20 protein-coding genes are annotated in these 22,730 nt (G+C 43.5%); 8 read left to right on the top strand and 12 right to left on the bottom strand.

Annotated features, from left to right (window positions below):
- The first annotated feature begins 381 nt into the window (after positions 1–381).
- Positions 382–1,038, top strand: coding sequence for a 2OG-Fe dioxygenase family protein (locus H2O73_RS04675; protein ID WP_182107114.1), 657 nt, complete (start codon positions 382–384; stop codon positions 1,036–1,038).
- Positions 1,022–2,266 (top strand): cysteine desulfurase-like protein, encoded by a 1,245-nt coding sequence (locus tag H2O73_RS04670; protein ID WP_182107112.1) that lies wholly within the window; start codon positions 1,022–1,024, stop codon positions 2,264–2,266. The genes H2O73_RS04675 and H2O73_RS04670 overlap by 17 nt, the downstream gene beginning before the upstream one ends.
- 66 nt (positions 2,267–2,332) lie before the next feature.
- On the opposite strand, the gene H2O73_RS04665 is transcribed toward H2O73_RS04670, so the two are convergent.
- The gene (locus tag H2O73_RS04665) at positions 2,333–3,160 is read right to left on the bottom strand and encodes a DUF2797 domain-containing protein (RefSeq protein ID WP_182107110.1); all 828 of its coding nucleotides are present in this window, start codon (positions 3,158–3,160) and stop codon (positions 2,333–2,335) included.
- Positions 3,161–3,472: 312 nt separating this feature from the next.
- Here H2O73_RS04665 and H2O73_RS04660 point away from each other — a divergent pair, with 312 nt between their 5' ends.
- Complete coding sequence (locus H2O73_RS04660) at positions 3,473–4,780, top strand: GGDEF domain-containing protein (RefSeq protein WP_182107108.1); 1,308 nt, start codon at positions 3,473–3,475, stop codon at positions 4,778–4,780.
- A gap of 13 nt (positions 4,781–4,793) precedes the next feature.
- Here the strand turns inward: H2O73_RS04660 and H2O73_RS04655 are convergent, their stop codons facing one another.
- Genes H2O73_RS04655 through H2O73_RS04645 form a run of 3 tightly spaced genes read right to left on the bottom strand, consistent with a single transcriptional unit; the run spans position 4,794 to position 7,639 of the window.
- A complete protein-coding gene (locus tag H2O73_RS04655) occupies positions 4,794–5,573 on the bottom strand; it encodes a SanA/YdcF family protein (protein ID WP_182107106.1) in 780 nt (259 codons plus the stop codon).
- Positions 5,573–5,896: a DUF3392 domain-containing protein gene (locus H2O73_RS04650; protein WP_182107104.1), complete on the bottom strand. Its 324-nt coding sequence runs from the start codon at positions 5,894–5,896 to the stop codon at positions 5,573–5,575. Before H2O73_RS04650 ends, H2O73_RS04655 begins: the two co-directional genes overlap by 1 nt.
- Positions 5,897–5,950: 54 nt before the next feature.
- Positions 5,951–7,639, bottom strand: a complete 1,689-nt coding sequence (locus tag H2O73_RS04645; protein WP_182107102.1) for an NAD-dependent malic enzyme — start codon at positions 7,637–7,639, stop codon at positions 5,951–5,953.
- A gap of 203 nt (positions 7,640–7,842) precedes the next feature.
- Here H2O73_RS04645 and H2O73_RS04640 point away from each other — a divergent pair, with 203 nt between their 5' ends.
- Together H2O73_RS04640 and H2O73_RS04635 are read left to right on the top strand one after the other, a co-directional pair.
- Positions 7,843–10,188: a helicase-related protein gene (locus tag H2O73_RS04640; RefSeq protein WP_182107100.1), complete on the top strand. Its 2,346-nt coding sequence runs from the start codon at positions 7,843–7,845 to the stop codon at positions 10,186–10,188.
- A gap of 229 nt (positions 10,189–10,417) precedes the next feature.
- Positions 10,418–10,795, top strand: coding sequence for a transporter (locus H2O73_RS04635; protein WP_182107098.1), 378 nt, complete (start codon positions 10,418–10,420; stop codon positions 10,793–10,795).
- Positions 10,796–10,906: 111 nt separating this feature from the next.
- Here H2O73_RS04635 and H2O73_RS04630 read toward each other — a convergent pair whose 3' ends face one another.
- The 3 genes from H2O73_RS04630 to H2O73_RS04620 form a co-directional block, all read right to left on the bottom strand.
- Positions 10,907–12,097, bottom strand: coding sequence for an amino acid aminotransferase (locus tag H2O73_RS04630; protein ID WP_182107096.1), 1,191 nt, complete (start codon positions 12,095–12,097; stop codon positions 10,907–10,909).
- Positions 12,098–12,524: 427 nt separating this feature from the next.
- A complete protein-coding gene (locus H2O73_RS04625; RefSeq protein WP_182107094.1) occupies positions 12,525–12,824 on the bottom strand; it encodes a hypothetical protein in 300 nt (99 codons plus the stop codon).
- 165 nt (positions 12,825–12,989) lie between these two features.
- Positions 12,990–13,226 carry a hypothetical protein gene (locus tag H2O73_RS04620; protein WP_182107092.1) on the bottom strand — a complete coding sequence of 79 codons (237 nt, stop codon included), beginning with the start codon at positions 13,224–13,226 and terminating at the stop codon, positions 12,990–12,992.
- Between the two features lie 173 nt (positions 13,227–13,399).
- Here H2O73_RS04620 and H2O73_RS04615 point away from each other — a divergent pair, with 173 nt between their 5' ends.
- Together H2O73_RS04615 and H2O73_RS04610 are read left to right on the top strand one after the other, a co-directional pair.
- A complete protein-coding gene (locus H2O73_RS04615; RefSeq protein ID WP_182107090.1) occupies positions 13,400–14,812 on the top strand; it encodes an aminotransferase-like domain-containing protein in 1,413 nt (470 codons plus the stop codon).
- Between the two features lie 83 nt (positions 14,813–14,895).
- A complete protein-coding gene (locus H2O73_RS04610; protein WP_182107858.1) occupies positions 14,896–15,111 on the top strand; it encodes a hypothetical protein in 216 nt (71 codons plus the stop codon).
- Positions 15,112–15,186: 75 nt separating this feature from the next.
- Here the strand turns inward: H2O73_RS04610 and asnS are convergent, their stop codons facing one another.
- Together asnS and H2O73_RS04600 are read right to left on the bottom strand one after the other, a co-directional pair.
- On the bottom strand, positions 15,187–16,587 hold the full coding sequence (gene asnS, locus H2O73_RS04605) for an asparagine--tRNA ligase (protein WP_182107088.1): 1,401 nt from the start codon (positions 16,585–16,587) through the stop codon (positions 15,187–15,189).
- Positions 16,588–16,775: 188 nt separating this feature from the next.
- A complete protein-coding gene (locus H2O73_RS04600; RefSeq protein ID WP_182107086.1) occupies positions 16,776–18,401 on the bottom strand; it encodes a methyl-accepting chemotaxis protein in 1,626 nt (541 codons plus the stop codon).
- A gap of 285 nt (positions 18,402–18,686) precedes the next feature.
- On the opposite strand from H2O73_RS04600, the gene queD reads away from it, so the two are divergent.
- Entirely contained in the window at positions 18,687–19,049 is a 363-nt protein-coding gene (gene queD, locus H2O73_RS04595) for a 6-carboxytetrahydropterin synthase QueD (protein WP_182107084.1), read from the top strand.
- Between the two features lie 44 nt (positions 19,050–19,093).
- Here queD and H2O73_RS04590 read toward each other — a convergent pair whose 3' ends face one another.
- The 3 genes from H2O73_RS04590 to H2O73_RS04580 all read right to left on the bottom strand — a co-directional run bounded on the left by H2O73_RS04590 (position 19,094) and on the right by H2O73_RS04580 (position 22,439).
- Entirely contained in the window at positions 19,094–19,558 is a 465-nt protein-coding gene (locus H2O73_RS04590; protein WP_182107082.1) for a GNAT family N-acetyltransferase, read from the bottom strand.
- Positions 19,559–19,732: 174 nt separating this feature from the next.
- Positions 19,733–21,094, bottom strand: coding sequence for an L-serine ammonia-lyase (locus H2O73_RS04585; protein ID WP_182107080.1), 1,362 nt, complete (start codon positions 21,092–21,094; stop codon positions 19,733–19,735).
- A gap of 91 nt (positions 21,095–21,185) precedes the next feature.
- Positions 21,186–22,439 carry an aromatic amino acid transport family protein gene (locus tag H2O73_RS04580; RefSeq protein WP_182107078.1) on the bottom strand — a complete coding sequence of 418 codons (1,254 nt, stop codon included), beginning with the start codon at positions 22,437–22,439 and terminating at the stop codon, positions 21,186–21,188.
- Positions 22,440–22,730 lie beyond the last annotated feature (291 nt).

Below are 22,730 nucleotides of genomic sequence, written 5' to 3'. Positions count from 1 at the left end.
AACTTAGAACAAGAACGTAGTGTTGCAAACCCACTGTCATAACTGTCTAAATAATGTGCGATAAATTGTGCTTTCTGTGGATACCGCAACTCAGAAAACAAGAGTGCAACAGTGGTTGGGTATAATAAGAATCAAGTGTAACTTATTGAATTGTATTAGTATGATTTTTTAGCTAGTGAACTGTTCTAGTTTGCGAGAGTGAAGATGGAAAATACAGCCTTCTTTCACTAATTGATGAGCCTGGTCTGGTGGAATGCTTTGAATATTAATTTTTGCTGGGTTTATATATCGCCTTTAGTTGATTTTGCGGGATTAATGCGCAACAGTACGTGTAAATAAATTGTTAATTTGACAGTTGTATAATTCATTAAGGAGTCGATGATGTTACATAGTCACGAGAAAACATTGCAGATCACCCACCTCAGTGGCGAGGCAATTAACCAGCTTTCTCCCTCATTTCAATTATTACCTAATACTGCTCATGCGGATGGACAGTACCGTTTACGTCGCTATTCGGTGATTCATTTTGATAATGGTCGAGTCGTTGCAACCGATAAGCATGATTTTGTCCAATCGGAACAGGTTAATCACTTTCAGGGTGATGTCGTACGTCAATTTGAACCGATTTTAGATGCCACTCTCAACAGTGAAGGGATGCGTGAGATGTGCCAACTCTTTGTTGAAAGTAACAGGTTGCCAAATAAGCAAGAAATTGAGATTCATCAGATTCGTATCACGGCCATTTTTGATGAAACGCAAGTCGCTCCAGAGGGGGTGCACCAAGACGGTTTTGATCATATTGCTTTGATTGGTATTAGCCGCCACAACATCGTTGGCGGAGATATCATGCTATATAACGACAACCATGGAGAACCATTCTTCCGTAAGGTTCTCGATAACGGTGAAGTTGCTTTGTTAGCAGATAAAGAACTTTGGCACAACGCTTGCCCTATTCGTACCGTCGATCAAGCCGAAGAAGGTTATATGGATGTGTTTGTATTAACAGCCAAGGATGGTACTAATGAGCTTCACTCCTGAGACAGTGCGAGCGCAGTTTAGCGCTTTGCACCAGTGGCACAATGGGTTACCTGTGACATTTTTTGATGGTCCGGGAGGATCGCAAGTGCCCTTATCGGTGTTAGAAGAGATGACAACATACCTAGGGCATTTTAATGCCAATTTGGGTAGTCCTTACTTTTCTAGCCAAATAACGACAGACTTAACATCAGATGCTCGTCGTGCGTGCCAGGCTTTACTGAATGCACCAAGTGAAGATTCCATCGTGTTTGGCGCCAATATGACAACACTCACTTTTTCGCTTAGCAGAGCGATAAGCCGCACTTGGCAAGAGGGTGATGAAGTGGTGGTTACCGCGCTTGATCACTACGCCAACGTGAGTAGTTGGCAGCAAGCGGCGGAAGATAAATCGGTTGCGGTGAAACAAGCGCAAGTGAAAGCCGAAGATTGTAGCCTTGATATTGAGCATTTACTGTCGTTGATTACGCCGAAAACACGCTTAGTCGCGTTGACGTTAGCTTCTAATGCTTCTGGCTCTATTTTGGAAATTACCGACATCGCAGCAGTCGTTAAAGCTGCCAAAGAGGTCGGCGCACAAGTGTATATCGATGCGGTTCATTATGCTCCCCATCAATTGATTGATGTACAGCAATTAGATTGTGATTTTCTTGTTTGCTCAGCCTATAAATTCTTTGGTCCGCATATTGGTATTGCGTATGTGGCACCGAAATGGATTCAGGCAATTCAACCATACAAAGTTGAACCCGCACCAGAGTTAGGTCCTAGCCGCTTTGAAACGGGAACTCAAAGTTTTGAAGCGTTAGCAGGCTTGATTGCCTGTATAAACTATCTTGCTCAGTGGGGGGATACGACCCGGAGTTTGCGTCAAAGGCTGGAACAGAGCTTTGCGGTGTTTAACCTCTATGAAACCTTGCTTAGTGATTATTTTCTGCAACGTTTGCGCGAATTGGAGGGCGTCACACTTTGGGGGAGAGAGTCCGCCAATAGTCGGTTGCGAACCCCAACTTTTGCCCTAACGTTTGCGCAGTTTACGCCGCAGGAAGTGGCGATGGAACTCGGAGCACGGAATCTATGTTTAGGCAGTGGTCATTTTTATGCGCTGGGTTTAGTTCGACAATTGGGCTTGGAAGAGCGAGGCGGGGTGGTACGAATTGGTTTGATGCATTACAACACCAAGGAAGAGATAGACCGCTTATTTGATGCGTTGCAAGAGTTAGTTAATCGCTAGAGTGTTTGCTGATTGCTACCGAATAAAAAGCCACCGAGATCTCGGTGGCTTTTTGAATTATGGCTTTTATTCGTCGCTGACTGTCACTTCATAAGAAGTGAATTTACGGACATTGATAACACCGGTATCAAAAATCAAATATTGCCCTTTAATCCCCTGTAATACACCAGTCACAACAGGGTTTTTATCAAAGTTGTGCGATGTAATTTTTTTCGGATGCTCAAGTACCGGATAAGAAATCGGTGTAATGGCTTCGCCAAGTACTTCAATCGCATCTTCGCCAAATTGTTGTTTGATTTCAGCGATTTTATCTTCGACTAAAGGCAGTAATTGTGCACACTTCTCTTCCAGCGCAATGGGTTCGCCGTCTTCCTTAAGCAGTGTTCGCCAATTCGTTTTATCAGCAATATGCTTTGCTAATTCAACTTCAATCAAGCCTGATATTTGGCGAGTTTTAACCTTTAAGATTGGTAATCCCTGTGTCGCGCCTTGATCAACCCAGCGAGTTGGGATTTGCGTATGGCGCGTAATGCCCACTTTGACGCTAGAGGTGTTAGAAAGGTATACATAGTGATCAACCATGCAGTTCTCTTCACCCCACTGAGGCTCACGACACGTTCCTTGATCATAGTGGCAAGTTTCCGGTTTCATTATGCACATATCACAGCTCGCAAGCTTCTTCATGCACACAAAACAATGTCCTTGTGAGTAGCTCTTCTTGGTTTTTTTTCCGCATGACTGGCAAAAGATATTACCCGTGTGTGACAGGGTAAGAGAGTGACCAATATAAGGGTTTAGATCGACAAGTTGCTCGCCAACTGGGAGTTGATACAGCACTTTGTCATCAAGTGTTGAACGCATTTTGCGCAATGTACCAGTGATATTTAAAGACATGACTTTGCTCGTAATGTTTATAGTTATTCCGCACGACTTGAAGTGACAGCATTGTTGCCTAGCAACGTCTCCAAGTGGCTTGGGTCTCATATTTTTGATTAGCTTATCAGAGTTTAGTTTTTGTTTCAGTGTGTGTTCATGTTGCCCTGACAGGATGTCACGTATTTGCTTCTGTCGTTTTTATGAAGTGAGTCCTAATTAATTGGAATGGAAATCAAAGTTAATGTGCAACAGATTGTTCTGGCGTTAAATTTAGCATCAAAGGCAATAAAATTTGATTGCTGGTTCATTATTTTGCAGTGAGATTGTTAAGTGAATACGATTCATAAGCTCATATTTTCCTTATTTCTATTTACGGTTTTAATCGTCGCATTACATTGGCAGTTTGGGGAAAAAAAACGGTACCAAATCAGCCCGAGTGAGTTTGCATTTTTAGCCACCAATGACCAAGTACAAAATGGAGCATCGGTCAGTTCTATCGAGCAAAATGGTAAGGCTGTTGCTCTGAATTGTGAGTTAAAAGCGAGTGAAGACTATCCTTGGCCATATTGTGGTGTTTCAATTAAATATGATGAACATGATCCGAGCAAAGGCTTTGATTTTTCGGACTATCACACGGTGCGGTTGGATGTAGATTTCATTAATCTTGATGGAGGTGCAAAGCCCGCACTGCGTTTCTATCTACGTAACTTCAACTCGGCTTATTCAACGACGGAGAATGAATATACATTTAAATACAATGGGTTGGATTATCGCCAGGCAGATTACAATCAAGTGTTGGAGATTCCTCTAAATAACATGCAGGTAATGACTTGGTGGCTAGTGGACAACCAAATTTCCATCGAGCATGCAGGTCCCGAATTTAGTAACGTAAATCGGATTGAATTTGCAACGGGATCAGGCACAGCGCAAGGGCGTTATCAACTCAAGATAAATAGCATCGAATTTGTTGGCCATTACATCGATGGTGAAAGTTTACTGTTCAGCTTACTCATTCTCTGGGTAACACTGGCGATGGTTTTTAGTGGGCTAGAAATTCGCAATAGCCGATTGAAGATCGCCCATTATGAGGTTCGACGTAAGCATCTTAAAAGCCTTAATCGTAAACTTACAGAGCAGAATATTGAATTTGCTGAGCAAGCTAATCGAGATGCCTTGACTGGGGCGATGAATCGTCATGCCGTAAGAAGTTGGTTGGAGACGCAGTTTAATTGCCGTGAAAGCTTGGATGAACCCTTGGCGATTATCTACTTGGACATTGATCACTTCAAGCGAGTGAATGACCTCTATGGTCATAAAATGGGTGATGATATCTTGCGAGAATTTACCATGGTAACGATGGCTGAATTGAGGGCAACAGATCGTCTGGTTCGATGGGGAGGCGAGGAGTTTGTGATTTTCTGTGCGTCAACATCACTTAAACAAGCCGCTATGTTGGCCGAGCGTTTACGCCAAAAAATAGAGCTTTATCCATGGATGCATGGAGAAGTGCTGACTGCCAGTTTAGGGGTGACTCAACTAGAAGATGAAACCGTATTAGATATGGTCGCTAGAGCGGACGAATTATTATACGTCGCAAAGCACAGTGGCAGAAATAGAGTTGAGATTAACGGGATGTGATTGAGCACCGACCTTAGTTAGGGTCGATGACTTTTTGAGATTCTGTATTGGTTGTTTCTGCGTCACTGATTACTTCATCACTGATTACTTCATCAAAAGGTGCTTCTTGTTCAGTGATGATCGGTTCTTTAGGACCAAGAAATTTTGGTTTCGCTCGTGTGATATAGAGATCGAGTACCGCTTTTGCGCGGGCAAAGACTTCTCTTACCCTTACTTTATAACCTGAGTGTTTGGTTGGTCCTGAAACCGCAAGGCATTTGGCTTGAATGTCATGGAAGTTGGCGATAAATAGCGCTCGCTCGCAATGAAATTGCTGAGAAATAATCAGGAAATTATCGGTATCAAATATCTCTTTTGCTCGCACAACAGAATCGAGTGTTCGAAAGCCTGCATAATCCAAATATATTTTTTCCTCAGGCACATCTGCTCGCAGTAAATCACGTTTCATTGTCCAGGGTTCGTTGTAAGAACGATGGGCATTGTCACCACTCAATAGAAAGTTTGACACTTTATTTTGCTGGTAAAGTTCGATAGCGGCGTCAATACGATGAACATAATACTCGTTCAATATTTTGCCGAGGTATTTACTGGTTCCTAATACAACTGCCACGTTGTGTGGCTGAACGTTGTCTACGGAAAAATAGAGCTGATCTTGGGTTTGCACACTCACCCAGCGGTCAATTGCAAATAGTCCGAAACTCAGTAGCAAAGCGCCTGCCAGCAGAACCTTTGCCGCTTTAATTGCAAGTGTTGATATTTCTTTAGGTGAACGGTGGTGGAAAATGTTACGCACTAAATCTGTCTATTCCTTTGAGCCCATAAACCTATCGCGACAAAGCTCATAATAATGATTGAAAACATCATGCCATACGGCAGTTGAGATAGTGTCCGAGTAAGGTAAGGGGTTGCTTTCACAATGATTAAGCCGTAACCGAACGCATTTATCAATATGAAAATGACAGTTCTTAGGACAAAGTTGTGAGCTCGAAGGAATTTTCTAAGGCTTGCATTTATCTCACTGCCAAACATGACCAATGCGCATGCGATCAAAGCGGTGGAGATTTCACTAAGATAAGGCGCAACGTATCTCCCCGCAGGGGCAAAATAGTCGAACATATTTCCTCCAATGAAAAAGCCCCTACAAAAGGGGCTTATATTTAGCTGCTAAGTTTAAAACGCAGTACGCTTGTAACGTCGGTAAACTGGTTGCCAGAAGTAAGCTTCGATGGCCTCTTCTAGGGCTTCATCCGTAATTTCTTGTGCGACACCTTGTTCAATCGCTTTTTTACCTACAGCGAATGCAATCTTCTTCGAAACGGTATGAATCGCTTCCAGTGGTGGAAGCAATGCGCCTTGTCCGTTGATCGCTAGTGGCGAGCATGTTGCAAGGGCACGGCTAGATTCTTGAAGCATTTCATCAGTTACTCTACGAGCAGAGACCGCCAATACACCTAAGCCAATACCTGGGAAAATGTAGCTGTTGTTGCACTGAGCAATCGGGTAAGTTTTGCCATCGTGAACGACAGGATCAAATGGGCTACCCGTTGCGACGAGTGCTTCGCCATTGGTCCAGCGAATAATATCGTTGGGCGTTGCTTCAACACGACTGGTTGGGTTTGATAGAGGGAATACAATTGGACGAGCACAATGTTTGTGCATCTCTTTGATGATCTCTTTGCTGAACAAACCCGGAGCGCCTGATACGCCAATAAGGACAGTTGGCTTACCATTGCTCATCACATCAAGCAACGAGAAGCCACTTCCATCGTTAGCCCAATCTGCAGTGCTTTCGGCTTTTTGAACCAGTTTCTGTTGGAAATCAAGCAGGTTAGGCATGCCTTCTTGCAACAAGCCCCAGCGATCAACCATGTATACTTGCGAACGTGCTTTTTCGTCTGAAATACCTTCAGTGACCATTTGGGCAATGATCGCTTCTGCGATACCACAACCGGCTGAACCAGCACCTAGGAAAGCAATACGCTGTTCGGACAATTTGCTACCAGCGGCTTTACAAGCGGCAAGCAATGAACCGACAGTAACAGCGGCGGTGCCTTGGATATCATCATTGAAACAACAAATGCGGTTTTTGTAACGCTCAAGTAGCGGCATCGCATTTTTCTGTGCAAAATCTTCAAATTGAACCAGAGCATCAGGCCAACGGCGTTGAACTGATTGAATAAACTCTTCAACGAACGCATCGTATTCTTGACCAGTAATACGAGGATGACGCCAGCCCATGTACATTGGGTCAGCAAGTCGTTGTGGGTTGTTAGTGCCCACATCCAGCACGATTGGTAGCGTGTACGCAGGGCTGATACCACCACATGCAGTGTAGAGTGCTAGCTTACCAATTGGAATACCCATGCCACCAATGCCTTGGTCGCCCAGACCGAGAATTCGCTCACCATCGGTGACGACAATCACTTTAACGTTGTGGTTAGAAGCATTGTTTAAAATGTCATCCATGCGCTCACGGTTTGCGTAAGAGACAAACAGACCACGACCACGTCGGTAAATATTTGAGAAGTTCTCACACGCTGCACCAACCGTTGGTGTGTAGATGATAGGCATCATCTCAGAGATGTGGTTTTGCACTAAACGGTAAAAAAGAGTCTCGTTGGTGTCTTGAATGTTACGCAGATAGATATGCTTATCCATGTCGCTTTCAAAGCTACGATATTGTTGGTAAGCACGCTCTACTTGTTCTTGAATTGTCTCTGTCGTTTCTGGCAGTAAACCTTCAAGGTTAAATGAAATACGTTCTTGGGCGGAAAACGCACTGCCTTTGTTTAGCAGTGGCGTACTTAAAAGCGCAGGACCCGCGAAAGGGATATAGAGTGGACGTTTGTCGTTATTCATTGAGAACCTATAGTCAAGAACGAAGAATGGTTGAGCGATTGTTATATCAGCCAATAATGACAATGATATAAGAGCATATTGTAAACTGGGATTGAACTCGTCACAACAATCGCAAGCAAGAGTGAGACCTTAATTTCATCAACGCTTTAACTGCGAGTAATTTCACCTATAATCGACAATTAAATTCTTTAAAACCTTTGATTATGATCGACTTGCCCATTGATTCCCTGAAAAATAATTTCCTCTCTCAGCTAAAAACAGAACACCTTGTTGTCGAAGCCGAGACTGGTTCTGGTAAATCAACGCGGTTACCTTTGTGGGCAAAAGATCTCGGGCGAGTCTTAGTGATTGAACCGCGCCGAATTGCTTGCACATCATTGGCGCAATATCTTGCTGAGCAACATGGCGAACAAGTAGGGCAATCCATTGGCTACGCCATTAAGCTGGAAACACGTTTTCAACCAACGAGCCAAATTGTTTTTGTTACCCCCGGTGTTGCTTTGCGCTGGTATAGCGAAAACCAGTTAGCAGATTTTGACATCATTATTGTCGATGAATTTCATGAACGCCGCTGGGATACGGACTTATTAGTCGCGCTATTTAAAAAGCACAAGCAACATCGTTTAGTGGTGACCTCTGCCACCATTGAAGGTGAGAAATTGGCTCGGTATATAGGCGCAAACCGACTGCAAGCGCAAGGACGAAATTATCAAGTGTCAGTGATACATCGTGCTAACGAGTCGCGCCAGTTACCGGACAGTCGCCAGCTTGAACAACGAATTAAAGTCGAAGTGTTGCAAGCATTAGAATCCACGCATGGTGATATCTTGGTGTTTTTACCGGGGCGAAAAGAGATCACCCAATGTGCGCAAATGTTGTCAGGGCTTGATGGGGTATTGGTCGCACCGCTGCATGCTTCCGTGACGGATACGCAACGAGAATTGGCGCTTAAGCAACAAGAGCTTCCCAAAGTGGTATTGGCGACCAATGTGGCGGAAACTTCGTTGACTATTCCAAACATCGCTGTGGTGATTGACTCCGGTTTAGAACGTCGAACGGAGCAAAGAAATGGGCGCACGACTCTTAGTCTAAAACACATTTCACAAGCGAGTGCCAAGCAGCGTTCAGGGCGGGCAGGGCGCGTGATGGATGGGGTGTCGGTTCGTTTGTATGGAGAGCATGCCGCGTTAAGTACAGTCACACCTGCAGAAATGCATCGAGAGTCACTAACCGAGGCGATGCTGGCTTCGGCTTGCTGCGGTGAACTCTTAACCCAACTGGAGTTTCTCGAACCATTGCCAGAGAAGTCGCTGCAGCAGGCGCACACTATCCTTAGCGACATGCAGGCGATAGATAGCGAAGGTTTGGTGACGGAGCATGGGCGGATGATATATCCCTTGCCGATAGATGCTTTACTAGCCGATTTGGTGACTCGCATGCCGAGTAAAGCACTGAAAGAGGTGATGATCGATTATACCGCAGCGCTAGCAACACCAGCCAAACTGTATCGCGTCAATGGCAATGAAGAAGAGAGAGAGCTGCTCGCACAGCAAGAGAGTAAGGGGTGTGATGGGCAAATAGCGGTAGGGCTAATTCGAGGAAAAGAGTTCTCGGGGCTAAGTGTGGATATGCTGGCGTTGACTGAAGCGCAAGCACTCTCAGAGCAAATGCGCTCACTGTTTGGTTTGCCGCAATTGGAAGTGGCTTCGCGTTATGACCACAATGAGTGGTTAAATGCGATTGCAACACTTCATCCCGAGTTGGTATTTGTCCGCAGAGTAAAGCGGAAAGAAGCCCTAGCGAATGGCGAGCTTGAGGTCATTATTGGGCGTGAAAGCCGCTTGCCAAACAGTGTTGAATCCGCCTTGGTACTTGATACACATAGTGTTCCCGGTCGGGGCGTTAAGCAAACCTTAACGTTAGCAACAGAGATGATGCCAATCGATATCAACAAGCTAAAGAGTTTACCACTCGGCGAATGGCAGCAGGGTAAAACGATTGTTACCGATGAGGGAACTCTCGTACAAATGGAACTGGTTTACGCAGGGCGCGTCGTCGCAACTAAGCAAGAAGTTGCCCAAGGAGAGTTAGCTATTCAACCAATGCTAGAAGCGGTAAAGAGCGGAGAAAAACTTGCAGGCTTATATGCGCATAGAAAAGCAGAAATCGACCATTGGCGTATGTATATCGAGCTTGGTTTATCTGAACAAAACGATCACGACAATATTGAATTTGATCGCTGGTTTACTGAGCAATTAGTGCTATTGGAATTGAGTGAACTCGATGAACTCGATCTGTTTTGTGCCGATGATTTTTGCTTTGAAGGGATTCCTCAATGGCAATATCAGGATTTTTCCGAACAATACCCGCTTTCATTAAGCCTAGGTGATTTAAATTTAGATGTAGAATATTTTCCTGCCAGAAAACTCGTCTATGTCGTGCATCGAGACGGGCTACGAAAAGGGGGACCAAAACGTTGGGAGCTTCCACGTTGGGCGGGTTGGAAAGTCCAATATAAAAAGGCGAGTAGAGTGGTTGATGTGAAGTGACCAAGAGTGGAATGAGAACGGTTTCTATTGATTTTTTTTGGTGACGTAAATATTACGCAACTGGTTTTCTATATCGCGAATTTGTGCAATGAATGTTACCGGATTGGTTTTTATATAGCTTTTTATCTACTAGCTTATGCATAACAGACTATTGTTCTATATCCTATTGATCTATCAGGCAACTTGACAGATATTAAATACACTTGTTGCCTTATTCACGGGGGATGATATGGAACATCAAGGCAAGGCAAGTGCGGTTTTTGACTACACCTCGTTTCTAGGAGAAGCTTACAGCAAGAAATGGACGTTTCTTGAAGCGATCAGTACGATATCACCTGTTTTCAATACTGCAGCAAAAGATACCATTGAACAATCTAAAACGCCTGAAGAACGTTTACAAAATAAAGCGATGAGATCTCTTTCTGCAAGTCGTAGTGATGAGTCAAATATCCACACACTTCTTGAACTCGCAAAGACGGAAGGTATTCATGAATTGCGTTTGGTTATGCCGTATGAGCTAGACCAAGAACAATTAGAGCGTTTGAAAGAGCGCTTGGAAGTGAGTATTACCAATTTGGAGCAAGATGAATTGATGGTGACATTATAGTTGTCTAAACAGGTAGTCCCGCCTTTAAGCAACGTGTCTTTTATCAAAGCCATCAAATGAAAAAGCCAGCAATCGCTGGCTTTTTTCTATATTTCACTAAACAGTATCGGCTTAAAGTACAGCGGCAATACCTTGGCATAGTGGCAACATGTTTGATTTCGTCATACCTGCAACGCTGATACGTCCTGAACCAACAATGTAAATAGCGAACTCATCTTTGAGGCGCGCAACTTGCTCTTTCGATAAACCAGAGAAAGAGAACATACCGTTTTGACGTTCGATAAAGCTGAAATCTGCATCAACACCTTGCTCTTTTAATGTGGTGACAAACAGTTCACGCATTTCTTGGATACGCTCACGCATCTCTTTCACTTCGGCTTCCCATTCAGCTCGAAGCGCTGCATCACTTAGAATGTAAGTCACAACAGCGGCACCGTGCGCTGGTGGGTTTGAGTAAATTGAACGAATGATGGCTTTTACTTGAGAAAACGCGGTTGTTGCCACTTCTTCAGTTGATGCAACAAGAGTAAAGGCGCCAACGCGTTCATTGTACAAGCCAAAATTCTTAGAGAATGAGCTCGCTACAAGAATCTCTTTGTTGTACTTAGCGAACGTACGCAGACCGGCTGCATCTTCTTCAACACCAGCAGCGAAGCCTTGGTAAGCAAAATCAAACAGTGGTAATAACTGCTTTTCTGCCACTAACTTAGCCAGTTCTTCCCACTCATCTGCAGTTGGGTCAATACCTGTAGGGTTATGGCAGCATCCGTGTAATAGCACGATGTCACCCGCTTTTGCTTGGTTTAGGTCTGCAACCATACCAGCAAAGTCTTTGTTTTTAGTTTCAGCGTTGTAGTAACTGTATTGAGCGGTTTCAATACCGGCAGCGGTGAAAACACCGTTGTGGTTTGCCCAAGTCGGGTTGCTGATCCAGATTTTTGCATCACCAAACTGGCGTTTAATAAATTCACCAGCAACACGCAGTGCGCCAGTACCGCCAGGAGCTTGCGCTGTTTTAGCACGGTTTTCAGTGATGATCTCAGAATTGGTGCCAAACAGTAGTTGCTGCACGGCTAGACCATATTCTGCGGTTCCTTCGATGGTGAGGTATGATTTTGTTTTTTCTGTTTCAACAAGCGCAGCTTCAGCTTTTTTTACGGTAGCCAGAACAGGTGTTTCACCTTGCTCGTTTTTGTAAATACCAACGCCAAGGTTAATTTTCTCAGCGCGAGGATCTTTTTTAAATTCTTCAGTAAGACCAAGAATAGGGTCTGCGGGAGCTGCAACTACTTTTTCAAACATAATCGTCATCCATGTTAATCGAAGGGATATAAATACTGTAACATGAATATTTATACCTTTATGGCGTACAAGAGACAACACTAAATGGGTAGAAAGTAGAAATATTATTCACTGACAGCCAATGAATCTTCAATGCATAGAGTTTTTATAAGTGATAGCGGCGAGATTAACGCAATTCTCTTCCAGAAAAAAACAAATAGGTTATTTCGTAATAAGTATGAAACTGAGCACTAAATGAGCCCGAACCCTTGATAGATAAAGTGAATATTGATTTGACGCAAAGAAAAGAATCGCAATATTACTCGTTAAGTGAGGTTTTTAACCAACGTGTATGAATTTTCGACTTGAAAGGGGCTTTCTGAATAAAATCTTGCTTCAACAGTGGCAAAAACGACCGAGTTCTTGATGGTGTCGGTCGTTTTATGTTCTATTTTTTTAAGTCTATTTGAGATTCGTGTGCTTGAGTCTCAAAATCTGGGTTATTCGACATAGTTTTTGTCGCCCAATTATTGATGTGACTTAAAATGGTATTGAGAGCGTGTTTTTTAGTCACTTGTTCATTGGTTTCGACTTCGATATTGGCTTTAGGATGCGCACCAGTTGCATCTTCCGCGATGTGTAGCCAATCAGGGTGCCAGTAATAAGGCTGACCTGATGGTGTTTTCCAGCTATGAACACCATTACTTTCGCCTTTATATTGGATGTCGTTTTCGTTGTATTTTGTCATTATCTCTATCTCTCATGGATTAATATTTTGAGGGATGTCACCTTTGCTTGGTAAATTTAGCATATGCAGCAAGAATTATTGTGATGCCAATCGATTTGGTCAGCAGCCAGATGAGAATAATTTGTTCGTGGTGACGCTATTACAACGTTATTTGTTACTGACAAATTATTTTTCTTGCACATTTAGGTGGTCGATAATGGCTTGTTTTGCATGCTCTTCACTGGCGATGTGTCCTTCAGGTACTTCTAATTTTATTTTGGGGTGCAGTCCCATTGCGTCTTCAGCAATATGTAGCCATTCAGGATGCCAGTAGTAAGGGTTAGCACTGTCGGGATGGTTCCAACTGTGAACGCCTTGATGAACACCATTATAAGAAAGATCATCCATTGTAAATAGTTTCATACTACCTCCTGTGTCACTTCAGTTGTTATTGTAAGTATGGGATAGAAAAGGTGTCTTTGCGTTTGAATTGAATAGAACAAACGCAGAATAAACGACTTTTTGACTCATCGGGAGTAACAGACTGGTATCGATAGGTATGGTATTGTTTCCTTGCTCAAGGATTAGAGGTAGTGATGAATCGATATCAACAACTGGCGGTTTTATTTAAACAACAAATTCAACAAAAAACTTGGCGTGCAGGAGAAAAACTGCCGTCTGTCAGAGTGACGAGTCGATGCCACTCGTTAAGTAATGGCACGGTTTTGCAAGCATACCAATTACTTGAGTCTCAAGGTTGGATTATCGCAAAGCCTCAATCTGGTTTCTTTGTCGCTGCTGATGTTGAGCGTCCTCAGGTGATAGAGACGAGCACCTCGATAAATCCCGTTTCTATTAACGATACGTTATTTGACTTTCTAAAGAGTCAAACGAGCCAAAAGAGTCTGAAGTTTGGCTCAGCATTTCCCGATCCCAGTTTGTTTCCGTTACAGGTATTAAATCGAAGCTTGGCTAGTGCTGGACGAAAAAGTAATCCTAACGTTGTTTTAGACAACATGCCTCCTGGTAATGAAGCGTTACGACGTTTAATCGCCCAACGCTATATTCAGCAAGGTATTCCAATCTCCCACCAAGATGTTGTCATTACATCAGGCGCACTTGAAGCTCTAAATTTGAGCTTGCAAGCCGTTTCCGAACCAGGTGATACCGTGGTCATTGAGACGCCGACTTTTTACGGTGCGCGACAAGCTGTCGAGCGACTGGGCTTAAAAGCGATAACCGTGCCAGTAGATGCAAAGTCAGGCATGTCGGTTGAGCACTTAGAGTCGATATTTTCGCAACATGATGTCAAAGCTTGCTGGCTGATGAGTAATTTTCAGAATCCAACGGGCACATCAATGAGTGAGGGCAAAAAGCGAAAAGTGGTGGAGTTAGCACGGCAGCACAACGTCTATTTGATCGAAGATGATGTTTATGCGGAACTGTACTATTCAGAACAGAAACCGAGCTCATTAAAGACGTACGACTTTGCATCAATGGATGAGCGTGTACTGCATTGCGGTTCGCTATCTAAGAGTCTTTGCCCAGGCTTTAGGCTTGGGTGGGTCGTGACTCGTCGTTACAACCAAGACGTCCAAAAATTGCAGCTATTATCGACTTTGTCTGGCAGCGCACCAATACAACAAGGTGTCGCCCACTATCTGCAAAATGACAGTTATGACAACCATTTAAGGAAGTTGCGTAGAACCTTGCTGAAACGTCAACAATGGATGATCAATGAGTTAAAGCGTCACATACCAGAGGTTGAATTTGAGGTGCCGAGCGGCGGTTATTTTATATGGCTAAAGCTTCCTAAGGGGGTGAGTAGCGAGGATGTTTACCAAAACCTCAAGCAGTACAATATCTTAATAGCCCCAGAAGCCCTATTTGCGCAATCATTTGCTCAAGCTGGGTATATTCGCCTGAATACATCTCTAGCGGATCAAGAGCAGCTTTCAAATGCTATAGCAAAGATGAGTCAGGAAATTAATCTACTGCTAACTGTATAGCTATTTTTCTGGGAATCTGTATCAGTGTAAGGGTGAGGATCTATGCTCCAATGATTCATGTTATGACATGGAGAGGAGTGATGATGAAGAAGCGTTCGGTGAGTAATGAACTTTGGCTTATTGGGATAGCCATTATTTGTGCACTATTGCTTATTTTAGGTCACGTTATTTTAACTAAGTCGTTTGCCAACATGGCTTGGGCTGAGTATACCGCAGCGGCAATTCCATTTATTTTGTTTGCTTTATACCTATTTGGTATCAAATCTGCGGCGAAAGATCAGCAGAAACAGCGCGAATAATAAAGATTATCTTAGAGTGAAAACAAAAAGACCTCCATTAAGGAGGTCTTCAAATTCTGTATCGTATTTATACGATTAGAAGTTCGCTGAGCGAGGAGTACGTGGGAATGGAATCACGTCACGAACGTTACCCATGCCTGTTACGTAAGAAACTAAACGCTCAAAACCTAGACCGAAACCAGCGTGTGGCACTGTGCCGTAACGACGTAGATCGCGGTACCAGTTCATGTGCTCAGGGTCGATACCCATTTCGCGCATACGTGCATCTAGAATATCTAGACGTTCTTCACGTTGAGAACCACCGATGATCTCACCGATACCTGGTGCAAGTACATCCATTGCTGCTACAGTTTTGCCATCTTCGTTTTGACGCATGTAGAAAGCTTTGATGTCTTTCGGGTAGTTCTTCACAATGACAGGCGCTTTGAAGTGTTCTTCAGCTAGGAAGCGCTCGTGCTCAGAAGACATGTCGATACCCCATTCAACTGGGAATTCGAACTCACGACCAGATTCAATTAGGATCTGAATTGCGTCAGTGTAGTCCACTTGTGCAAAGTCAGAAGAAACGAACTGCTCTAGGCGAGTAATAGCTTCTTTGTCGATACGTTGTGCGAAAAACTCTAGGTCATCACGACGCTCTTCTAGTACTGCGTTGAAAACGTATTTCAACATATCTTCAGCTAGTTTTGCGACATCGTTTAGATCAGCAAACGCTACTTCAGGCTCAACCATCCAGAATTCCGCTAGGTGGCGGCTGGTGTTTGAGTTTTCAGCACGGAAAGTCGGACCAAATGTGTAAACTTTGCTTAGTGCGCAAGCGTAAGCTTCAGCGTTTAGCTGGCCAGAAACCGTTAGGAATGTCTCTTTGCCAAAGAAGTCTTCGTTGTAGTCAACTTTACCAGCATCAGTGCGAGGAAGGTTTTCCATATCTAGCGTTGATACGCGGAACATTTCACCAGCACCTTCTGCATCAGAAGCTGTAATTAGCGGAGCAGATACCCAGAAGTAACCTTGCTCGTGGTAAAAACGGTGAATCGCTTGAGATAGACAGTTGCGAACACGTGCTACTGCACCGATCACGTTAGTACGAGGACGAAGGTGTGCAACTTCACGAAGGTACTCAATAGAGTGACGAGTTTTCGCCATAGGGTACGTTTCTGCATCTTCAACCCAACCAACAACTTTTACTTCAGTTGCAGCAAGTTCAAATGCTTGACCAGCAGCAGGAGAGTCAACAACCTTACCTGTTACTTCAACAGAGCAACCCGTAGTTAGCTTAAGTACTTCGTCGTTGTAATTATTAAGATTATTTGGGACCACGGCCTGAATCGGGTCGAAACAAGAGCCGTCATAGATGGCAAGGAAAGAAATTCCAGCTTTGGAATCACGACGTGAACGGATCCAGCCGCGTACAGTTACTTCACTGTCTGCTGCTAGCTTACCGCTCAATACGTCTTTTACAGGCGCGTAAGTCATGTTAAAAATAATCTCCATTAAGGATTGGGTAAAAATTTAACCCAACGTTTAGGCAATGAACTGAGCAGTCTTATTGACTGAAAATTCGCCAAAACATTGGGTTGTCATTACTTTTTTATCGAATGAACATATTACCTGTCAATTCGATTGCTTCAACCTTTATTATCGATTTCTCGTCGATAATTCCGCTATTTTTTTACGTCTTTGCTGTGTTCTAGCGAAAACTGGTTAATCAGCTGTTCTAATCGTTCTGATAACTGTTCTAAATCTAAGCTAATGTCACGAGTTTGTGACGCTAACTGGGAAGTGTCATCAGCATGAGCGGTAATGGTATCTACCTTTCCTTGGATATGATGGCTTACAGATGAAGTTGAATGGGTTTTTTGTTGAATCTCGCGTGTATGATCAAGCACTTGGTGCATCTCATCAACCACAGTGTGCATGGTACTAGATAGGCTTTCAACATCTTCAGAACGTTGATGCGCTTGTTCGCATACGCGGTCAACTGAAGCCAGTGATTCTTGGCTGCCTTGCTGGAACTGTTTGATAATATTTTCGATATTATTGGTTGCTTCAGCGGTTCGACCCGCCAGATTACGAACTTCCTCTGCGACGACCGCAAAACCACGTCCTTGCTCTCCAGCACGAGCCGCCTCTATCGCTGCGTTCAATGCCAGTAGGTTTGTTTGCTCAGCGATTCCGCTGATCACTTCAAGAATGGAAGAGACTTCTGAGGTTTGATTGTTCAGCGAAGTGATTTTCTCTTTAACATGATCAATTGAGCCGACAAGTTGTTTGATATCCTCGCTAGCGCTGTGGGCACTGGCTGCGCTTTGTGTGACCACTTCCACCGTATGATTTACTAGTGACGTAGCATCTTGTGTCGCTTGCTCAGTGTGGTTTTGTTGTTCAAGCATGTTGTTAATATTGCTTTGAACATCATTGGTTTCGCTTTGCTGGTTATTGGCTGCATCATCCGTTGACTGTGCAACACCCGTTAATCGACTTGCTGAGTCAGAAAGTGAATGGGTGGTTTGCTGAACTTTATGCAGGCTATCACTGACCGTGTCCATGAATGAATTGATGGAGTTAGTTAGCAGACCGATTTCGTCTTTCTGTGTGGTTTGAAGTCGACCAGATAGGTTTTTCGATTCCGATACTTGAGACATAAACCGCGATGCTCTTTGCAAAGGTGTGACAACAATTTTACGAGTTAATGCCATGGTCAGCATAAAGCCAACAAACGTGATCGAAGACATGATAGCGATTGCCATCATTGCTTGTTTGCTCACCATGGAGTTGACGTGGTTCATGTTGTATTCAAGGCGAATCGCGCCCAATACTTCACCTTCAGGAGTCGCGTGGCAAGCGACGCAGTTGGTTCCTCGATAGTCCATACTTGACTTCATAGGCAGAGCGACAACTAAACCTTTTCCCCAATCCGCACTGATGGGTTCGATGACCAATTCTCCAGCAAGTGCACGTTGATCGATTTCATCCATAGCAACTTGACCATCATTACCCGGTCCATACAGTTTGCTGACGGTGTCTGCTCTTAATACTCGAACTTGTTCAATGCCATCTTGAGCCATGGCTTTTTCACGCAAGGTTTCTTTCTGCGACATCGTCCCGGTTAACATCATCATGTTAAGACTATCGAAATAATTACTTGCTTTGTCATGTAGCTGTTCACTAAGCACATCATGAATCAGCTGCTTTTGCTGCTGGTATTGATAAAAGGTGGATACTGCTAATACACAACCGAAAACGAGCACTAGCGCGATAAGGAGCTTAAAAGTAATAGTTGAGCGCATTATTTTACATTTTATTTGAATAGACATAACAAGTTTAAGGCTGGACATGGAATGTTGTAACAATTAGAAGAGCTTATTGTGACCATAGACAAAATGTGGAGATTGTAATTGTGAGGGAAGTATCGGGTTGTCATTTTGTTGTCGCTATGTCAATCAAATGACGAGTTGCAATAAGGTATGTAATTTTGTGTAGTTATATTAACAGCTTGAATGGTGGTATAAGCTGGAGCTTATTTTTTAAGTTCGCTAGTATGGTGCGCTGAGTAATGATTTAGGCAAATTAAGATGAAAACAGAGTTGTACAAAGAGTTCATGTTTGAGGCTGCACACCTGCTACCTCACGTACCTGATGGGCACAAATGTGGTCGACTGCATGGGCATTCATTTTTGGTTCGCCTGTATGTGGAAGGAGAGGTTGATCCTTACACTGGATGGGTGGTGGACTTCGCGGAAATTAAAGCAGCATTTAAACCAATATACGACCGTTTAGACCATTACTATTTAAATGATATTGAAGGGCTGGAGAATCCAACCAGTGAAGTTTTGGCAAAGTGGATCTGGCAGCAGCTAAAGCCACAGTTGCCGCTATTAAGCAAAGTCGAAATAAAAGAAACCTGCACCGCAGGTTGTATATATAAGGGCGACTAACGAGTTTACGACAAATCCTAGCCAATACTAATTATTGGTTAGGATTACAATTTATGCCTGAGGATACGTTCTTTACCGTTGCGTCCATAAAACAATTTGGCTTCTTCAATAAAACCTACGGCGGTGAAAAAATGCTGAGCGTCTTCTTCTGTTGCCGGCAATGTGACGCACAGTGAATCACTGTCGGCACTGATAGCATTGGCATACACCAGTAGCTTCTGCATCGCTTTACGACCAAACCCTTTCTTCTGATACTCTTTGTCTAACACTATGTACTTCAGACCCAACTCATGTCGACGTGCGAACGTTGCATAATGAGCGAAAGCTTTGTCGAGTATGACATAGCCAATCGGGTGGCGGTCTGTGTATAGCGCTAAGATCACTTCATATTTAGAACGGTTGTGATAAGCCTGCTCGAAGGGGAGGTGAACGGTTTTTTGCTCTGGAAATACATCAAGCTGCATTAAACTGGCAAAATCTTTTAGCTTAGCCGGTTTGATTGCAATCATACTGCCTCGTTAATTCTTCTTTTATTCATCTAAGTCAAAACAAGCTTGCCTGCTTTTATACGCTTACCTAGATTGGTGTTACAAAAATGGCGACCATAATAGTCGCCATTATATCGTCAATAATATCAGTAGAATATGCTTCGACTGATTATTTGACTAAGGTCATCACTAAAATTAGCAGATTACCTTGATTGCTAGACCACCTTGAGAAGTCTCACGGTACTTAGCATTCATGTCTTTACCTGTCTCAAGCATTGTTTCGATAACTTTGTCTAGCGAAACAGTCGGAGCTGAAGAGCGGCGAAGAGCCATGCGAGTCGAGTTGATTGCTTTTACTGCTGCAATACCGTTACGCTCGATACATGGAACTTGAACTTGTCCCGCTACAGGGTCACAAGTTAGACCTAAGTTATGTTCCATGCCGATTTCTGCTGCCATACAAACTTGCTCAGGGCTACCACCCATAAGCTCTGCAAGACCAGCTGCTGCCATAGAACAAGCAACACCAACTTCACCCTGACAACCTACTTCAGCGCCAGAGATAGATGCGTTGCGTTTGTAAAGACCACCGATCGCACCAGAGGCTGCGAAGTAACGAATGTAGTCTTTCTCTGTTACTGTTTGGATAAACTTGTCGTAGTACGCAAGTACAGCAGGGATGATGCCACATGCGCCGTTAGTTGGTGCCGTCACAACACGACCACCCGCTGCGTTTTCTTCGTTTACCGCAAACGCGAACATGTTAACCCAGTCTACAACTGCCATAGGATCGTTAGAGGTTTTCTCTGACGTTAATAGCTGTTGGCGAAGTGCTGCAGCACGGCGAGGAACTCGTAGAGGTCCAGGAAGAATACCTTCGGTATTCATGCCGCGTTCCATACCTTCACGCATCGTTTTCCAGATGTTAGCGAAGTAAGTACGAGACTCTTCATCAGAGTGCAAAGAAGCTTGGTTTTTCATAACCAAAGCACTGATAGAAAGACCATGCTCTTTACATTGCGCAACAAGTTCGTCTGCGCTAGTAAATGGGTAAGGAACCTTAATAGGGTTTGCTTCTTCTTTACCGAAGTTTTCTTCATCGACGATGAAACCACCACCGATTGAGTAATAAGTCTTTGAGTACGATTTTTCGTCATCAATCCACGCGTGGATTTGCATGCCGTTTTCGTGAAGATCTAAGTTAGTAGTATGGAAATTCATACCACCATCTCTTGGGAACGATACTGTGTGACAGTGCATGCCAACAGGAAGGCGCTCAGTTTCTTCTACGCGAGCAATGAAGCCTGCGATAGAGTCGATATCTACTTTCTCAGGAGTATTGCCAGCAAGACCCATGATGATAGCGATGTCTGTGTGGTGACCTTTCCCTGTCAGTGATAGTGATCCATAAACGTCCACGGTGATTTTAGTGATATCACGCAATTTTCCCATTGCACGAAGATCATCAATAAATTCTTTACCCGCTTTCATTGGGCCTACAGTGTGTGAGCTTGAAGGACCAACGCCGATCTTATAGATGTCAAAAACACTAATCATATCGATTACCTCAGAAGTAAGCCCCCCGAATTGGGAGGCTTATTTTATTCATTATAATTTTTGGTTTAATTACCCGAAATGGAGGGGATAATTAAAGAGCGCCGTAGATTACAGAACTAATCGCTGCAAGACCACAGATAACTGTGAAAATCTGTACAGGTGCAGAAGTTTTGTACTTCGCCATTGCTGGTACTTTGTTCATAGCAAACACAGGTAGAAGGAACAGGATTGCAGCAATCATTGGTGCACCCATTGTTTCAATCATACCTAGGATGCTTGGGTTAACAACCGCAACAATCCAAGTAGTAATAACGATGAATACTAGAGAACCTTTTTCAATCTTGCTTACTGGAGTTTCAGAGCGAGACTTGATTAGACCTACTAGACCTTCGTGTGCACCTAGGAAGTGACCAAAGTAGCTAGAAGTAATCGCAGCAAATGCAACTAGAGGACCCATGTAAGAGATAAGTGGAGACTCATGAACGTTTGCAAGGTAAGACAGAACAGAGATGTTTTGCTCTTGTGCCATTGCTAGCTGCTCTGGAGAAAGAGACAGTACAACAGAGAATACGAAGAACATAACGAAGCCCATAAGCATCATTGCTGCGCCGCCAGTGATAGCGTCAGTTTTCTTAACTGCGTTGTCACCGTATTGTAGGCGTTGTTCTTTAGAGAACTGAGAAATGATAGGGCTGTGGTTGAATGAGAACACGATGATTGGAATCGCAAGCCAAACGATAGAAGGCATTGCAGACCAGTCAGGTGCAACTTCAACCATTGAAGTGTTCCAATCTGGGATTAGGAAGAAAGAAAGTGCTAGTAGAATCGCAACAAGTGGGTAAACCATTGCTGACGTTGCTTTTAGCATTAGCTCTTTACCAAATACTACACCTGCTGTCATTGCAGCAATCAGAGCACCAGATAGTAACCAACGAGGGATAGATTCCATACCCATTTGGTTAACAAGGAAAGAGTCAACAGTGTTTGTGATACCAACACCGTAGATTAGAACGATAGGGTAAATTGCGAAGAAGTAAGCGAAAGTGATTAAGTTCGCACCAGTTTTACCAAAGTGTTCTTCAACAGTATCTGTGATATCAGATTCAGGGTTTTTCGCAGAAAGTACGAAACGAGCTAGAGATTTGTGTGCGAACCAAGTCATTGGTGCCGCGATTAGAGCAAGGATAACAAGTGGCCAGAAACCGCCAGCACCTGCTTTAATTGGAAGGAAAAGAACACCAGCACCTACCGCGGTACCGAATAGTGATAAACACCAAGTAAAGTCTTTGTAAGTAAACTTACTAGATTGTTGTACAGCCGTAGCTGATGAAGTAGTTGAGTTCATATTTAAGTTACTCATTTTTTGGGAACAGGAAATAAGTCGGGTGCAATTCTGCAAGAAAAAATTACATAAAAATTAGATCTAAATCATGTTTTTATAGAGCTGCGCCAATCATATTCCAAAAAGGAGTTTTTTGTCACGAAAATGACGTGCCACACGTGATTTTTCTTAATGCCTCGCATTAGTAAAACTAATCAAATTGATAACCTGTATTAATTTTGCTCGCAGCAAACGGTTGCTTTTTGGGAGGCTTATTTAACCGTACAAAATATGAATTAAAGTAGGCATGTGAAG

The sequence above is a fragment of the Vibrio marinisediminis genome (assembly GCF_014050145.1).
GTDB classification, from domain to species: Bacteria; Pseudomonadota; Gammaproteobacteria; order Enterobacterales; family Vibrionaceae; genus Vibrio; species Vibrio marinisediminis.
This window is presented reverse-complemented; position numbering and strand designations above follow the sequence as displayed.

Excerpts from the sequence above, each read along its gene's own strand:
- H2O73_RS04675 (WP_182107114.1), top strand. The coding sequence starts at position 382 with ATGTTACATAGTCACGAGAAAACATTGCAGATCACCCACCTCAGTGGC.
- H2O73_RS04670 (WP_182107112.1), top strand. The coding sequence starts at position 1,022 with ATGAGCTTCACTCCTGAGACAGTGCGAGCGCAGTTTAGCGCTTTGCAC.
- H2O73_RS04665 (WP_182107110.1), bottom strand. The coding sequence starts at position 3,160 with ATGTCTTTAAATATCACTGGTACATTGCGCAAAATGCGTTCAACACTT.
- H2O73_RS04650 (WP_182107104.1), bottom strand. The coding sequence starts at position 5,896 with ATGTTCGACTATTTTGCCCCTGCGGGGAGATACGTTGCGCCTTATCTT.
- H2O73_RS04645 (WP_182107102.1), bottom strand. The coding sequence starts at position 7,639 with ATGAATAACGACAAACGTCCACTCTATATCCCTTTCGCGGGTCCTGCG.
- H2O73_RS04640 (WP_182107100.1), top strand. The coding sequence starts at position 7,843 with ATGATCGACTTGCCCATTGATTCCCTGAAAAATAATTTCCTCTCTCAG.
- H2O73_RS04635 (WP_182107098.1), top strand. The coding sequence starts at position 10,418 with ATGGAACATCAAGGCAAGGCAAGTGCGGTTTTTGACTACACCTCGTTT.
- H2O73_RS04630 (WP_182107096.1), bottom strand. The coding sequence starts at position 12,097 with ATGTTTGAAAAAGTAGTTGCAGCTCCCGCAGACCCTATTCTTGGTCTT.
- H2O73_RS04625 (WP_182107094.1), bottom strand. The coding sequence starts at position 12,824 with ATGACAAAATACAACGAAAACGACATCCAATATAAAGGCGAAAGTAAT.
- H2O73_RS04620 (WP_182107092.1), bottom strand. The coding sequence starts at position 13,226 with ATGAAACTATTTACAATGGATGATCTTTCTTATAATGGTGTTCATCAA.
- H2O73_RS04615 (WP_182107090.1), top strand. The coding sequence starts at position 13,400 with ATGAATCGATATCAACAACTGGCGGTTTTATTTAAACAACAAATTCAA.
- H2O73_RS04610 (WP_182107858.1), top strand. The coding sequence starts at position 14,896 with ATGAAGAAGCGTTCGGTGAGTAATGAACTTTGGCTTATTGGGATAGCC.
- asnS (WP_182107088.1), bottom strand. The coding sequence starts at position 16,587 with ATGACTTACGCGCCTGTAAAAGACGTATTGAGCGGTAAGCTAGCAGCA.
- H2O73_RS04600 (WP_182107086.1), bottom strand. The coding sequence starts at position 18,401 with ATGCGCTCAACTATTACTTTTAAGCTCCTTATCGCGCTAGTGCTCGTT.
- queD (WP_182107084.1), top strand. The coding sequence starts at position 18,687 with ATGAAAACAGAGTTGTACAAAGAGTTCATGTTTGAGGCTGCACACCTG.
- H2O73_RS04590 (WP_182107082.1), bottom strand. The coding sequence starts at position 19,558 with ATGATTGCAATCAAACCGGCTAAGCTAAAAGATTTTGCCAGTTTAATG.
- H2O73_RS04585 (WP_182107080.1), bottom strand. The coding sequence starts at position 21,094 with ATGATTAGTGTTTTTGACATCTATAAGATCGGCGTTGGTCCTTCAAGC.
- H2O73_RS04580 (WP_182107078.1), bottom strand. The coding sequence starts at position 22,439 with ATGAACTCAACTACTTCATCAGCTACGGCTGTACAACAATCTAGTAAG.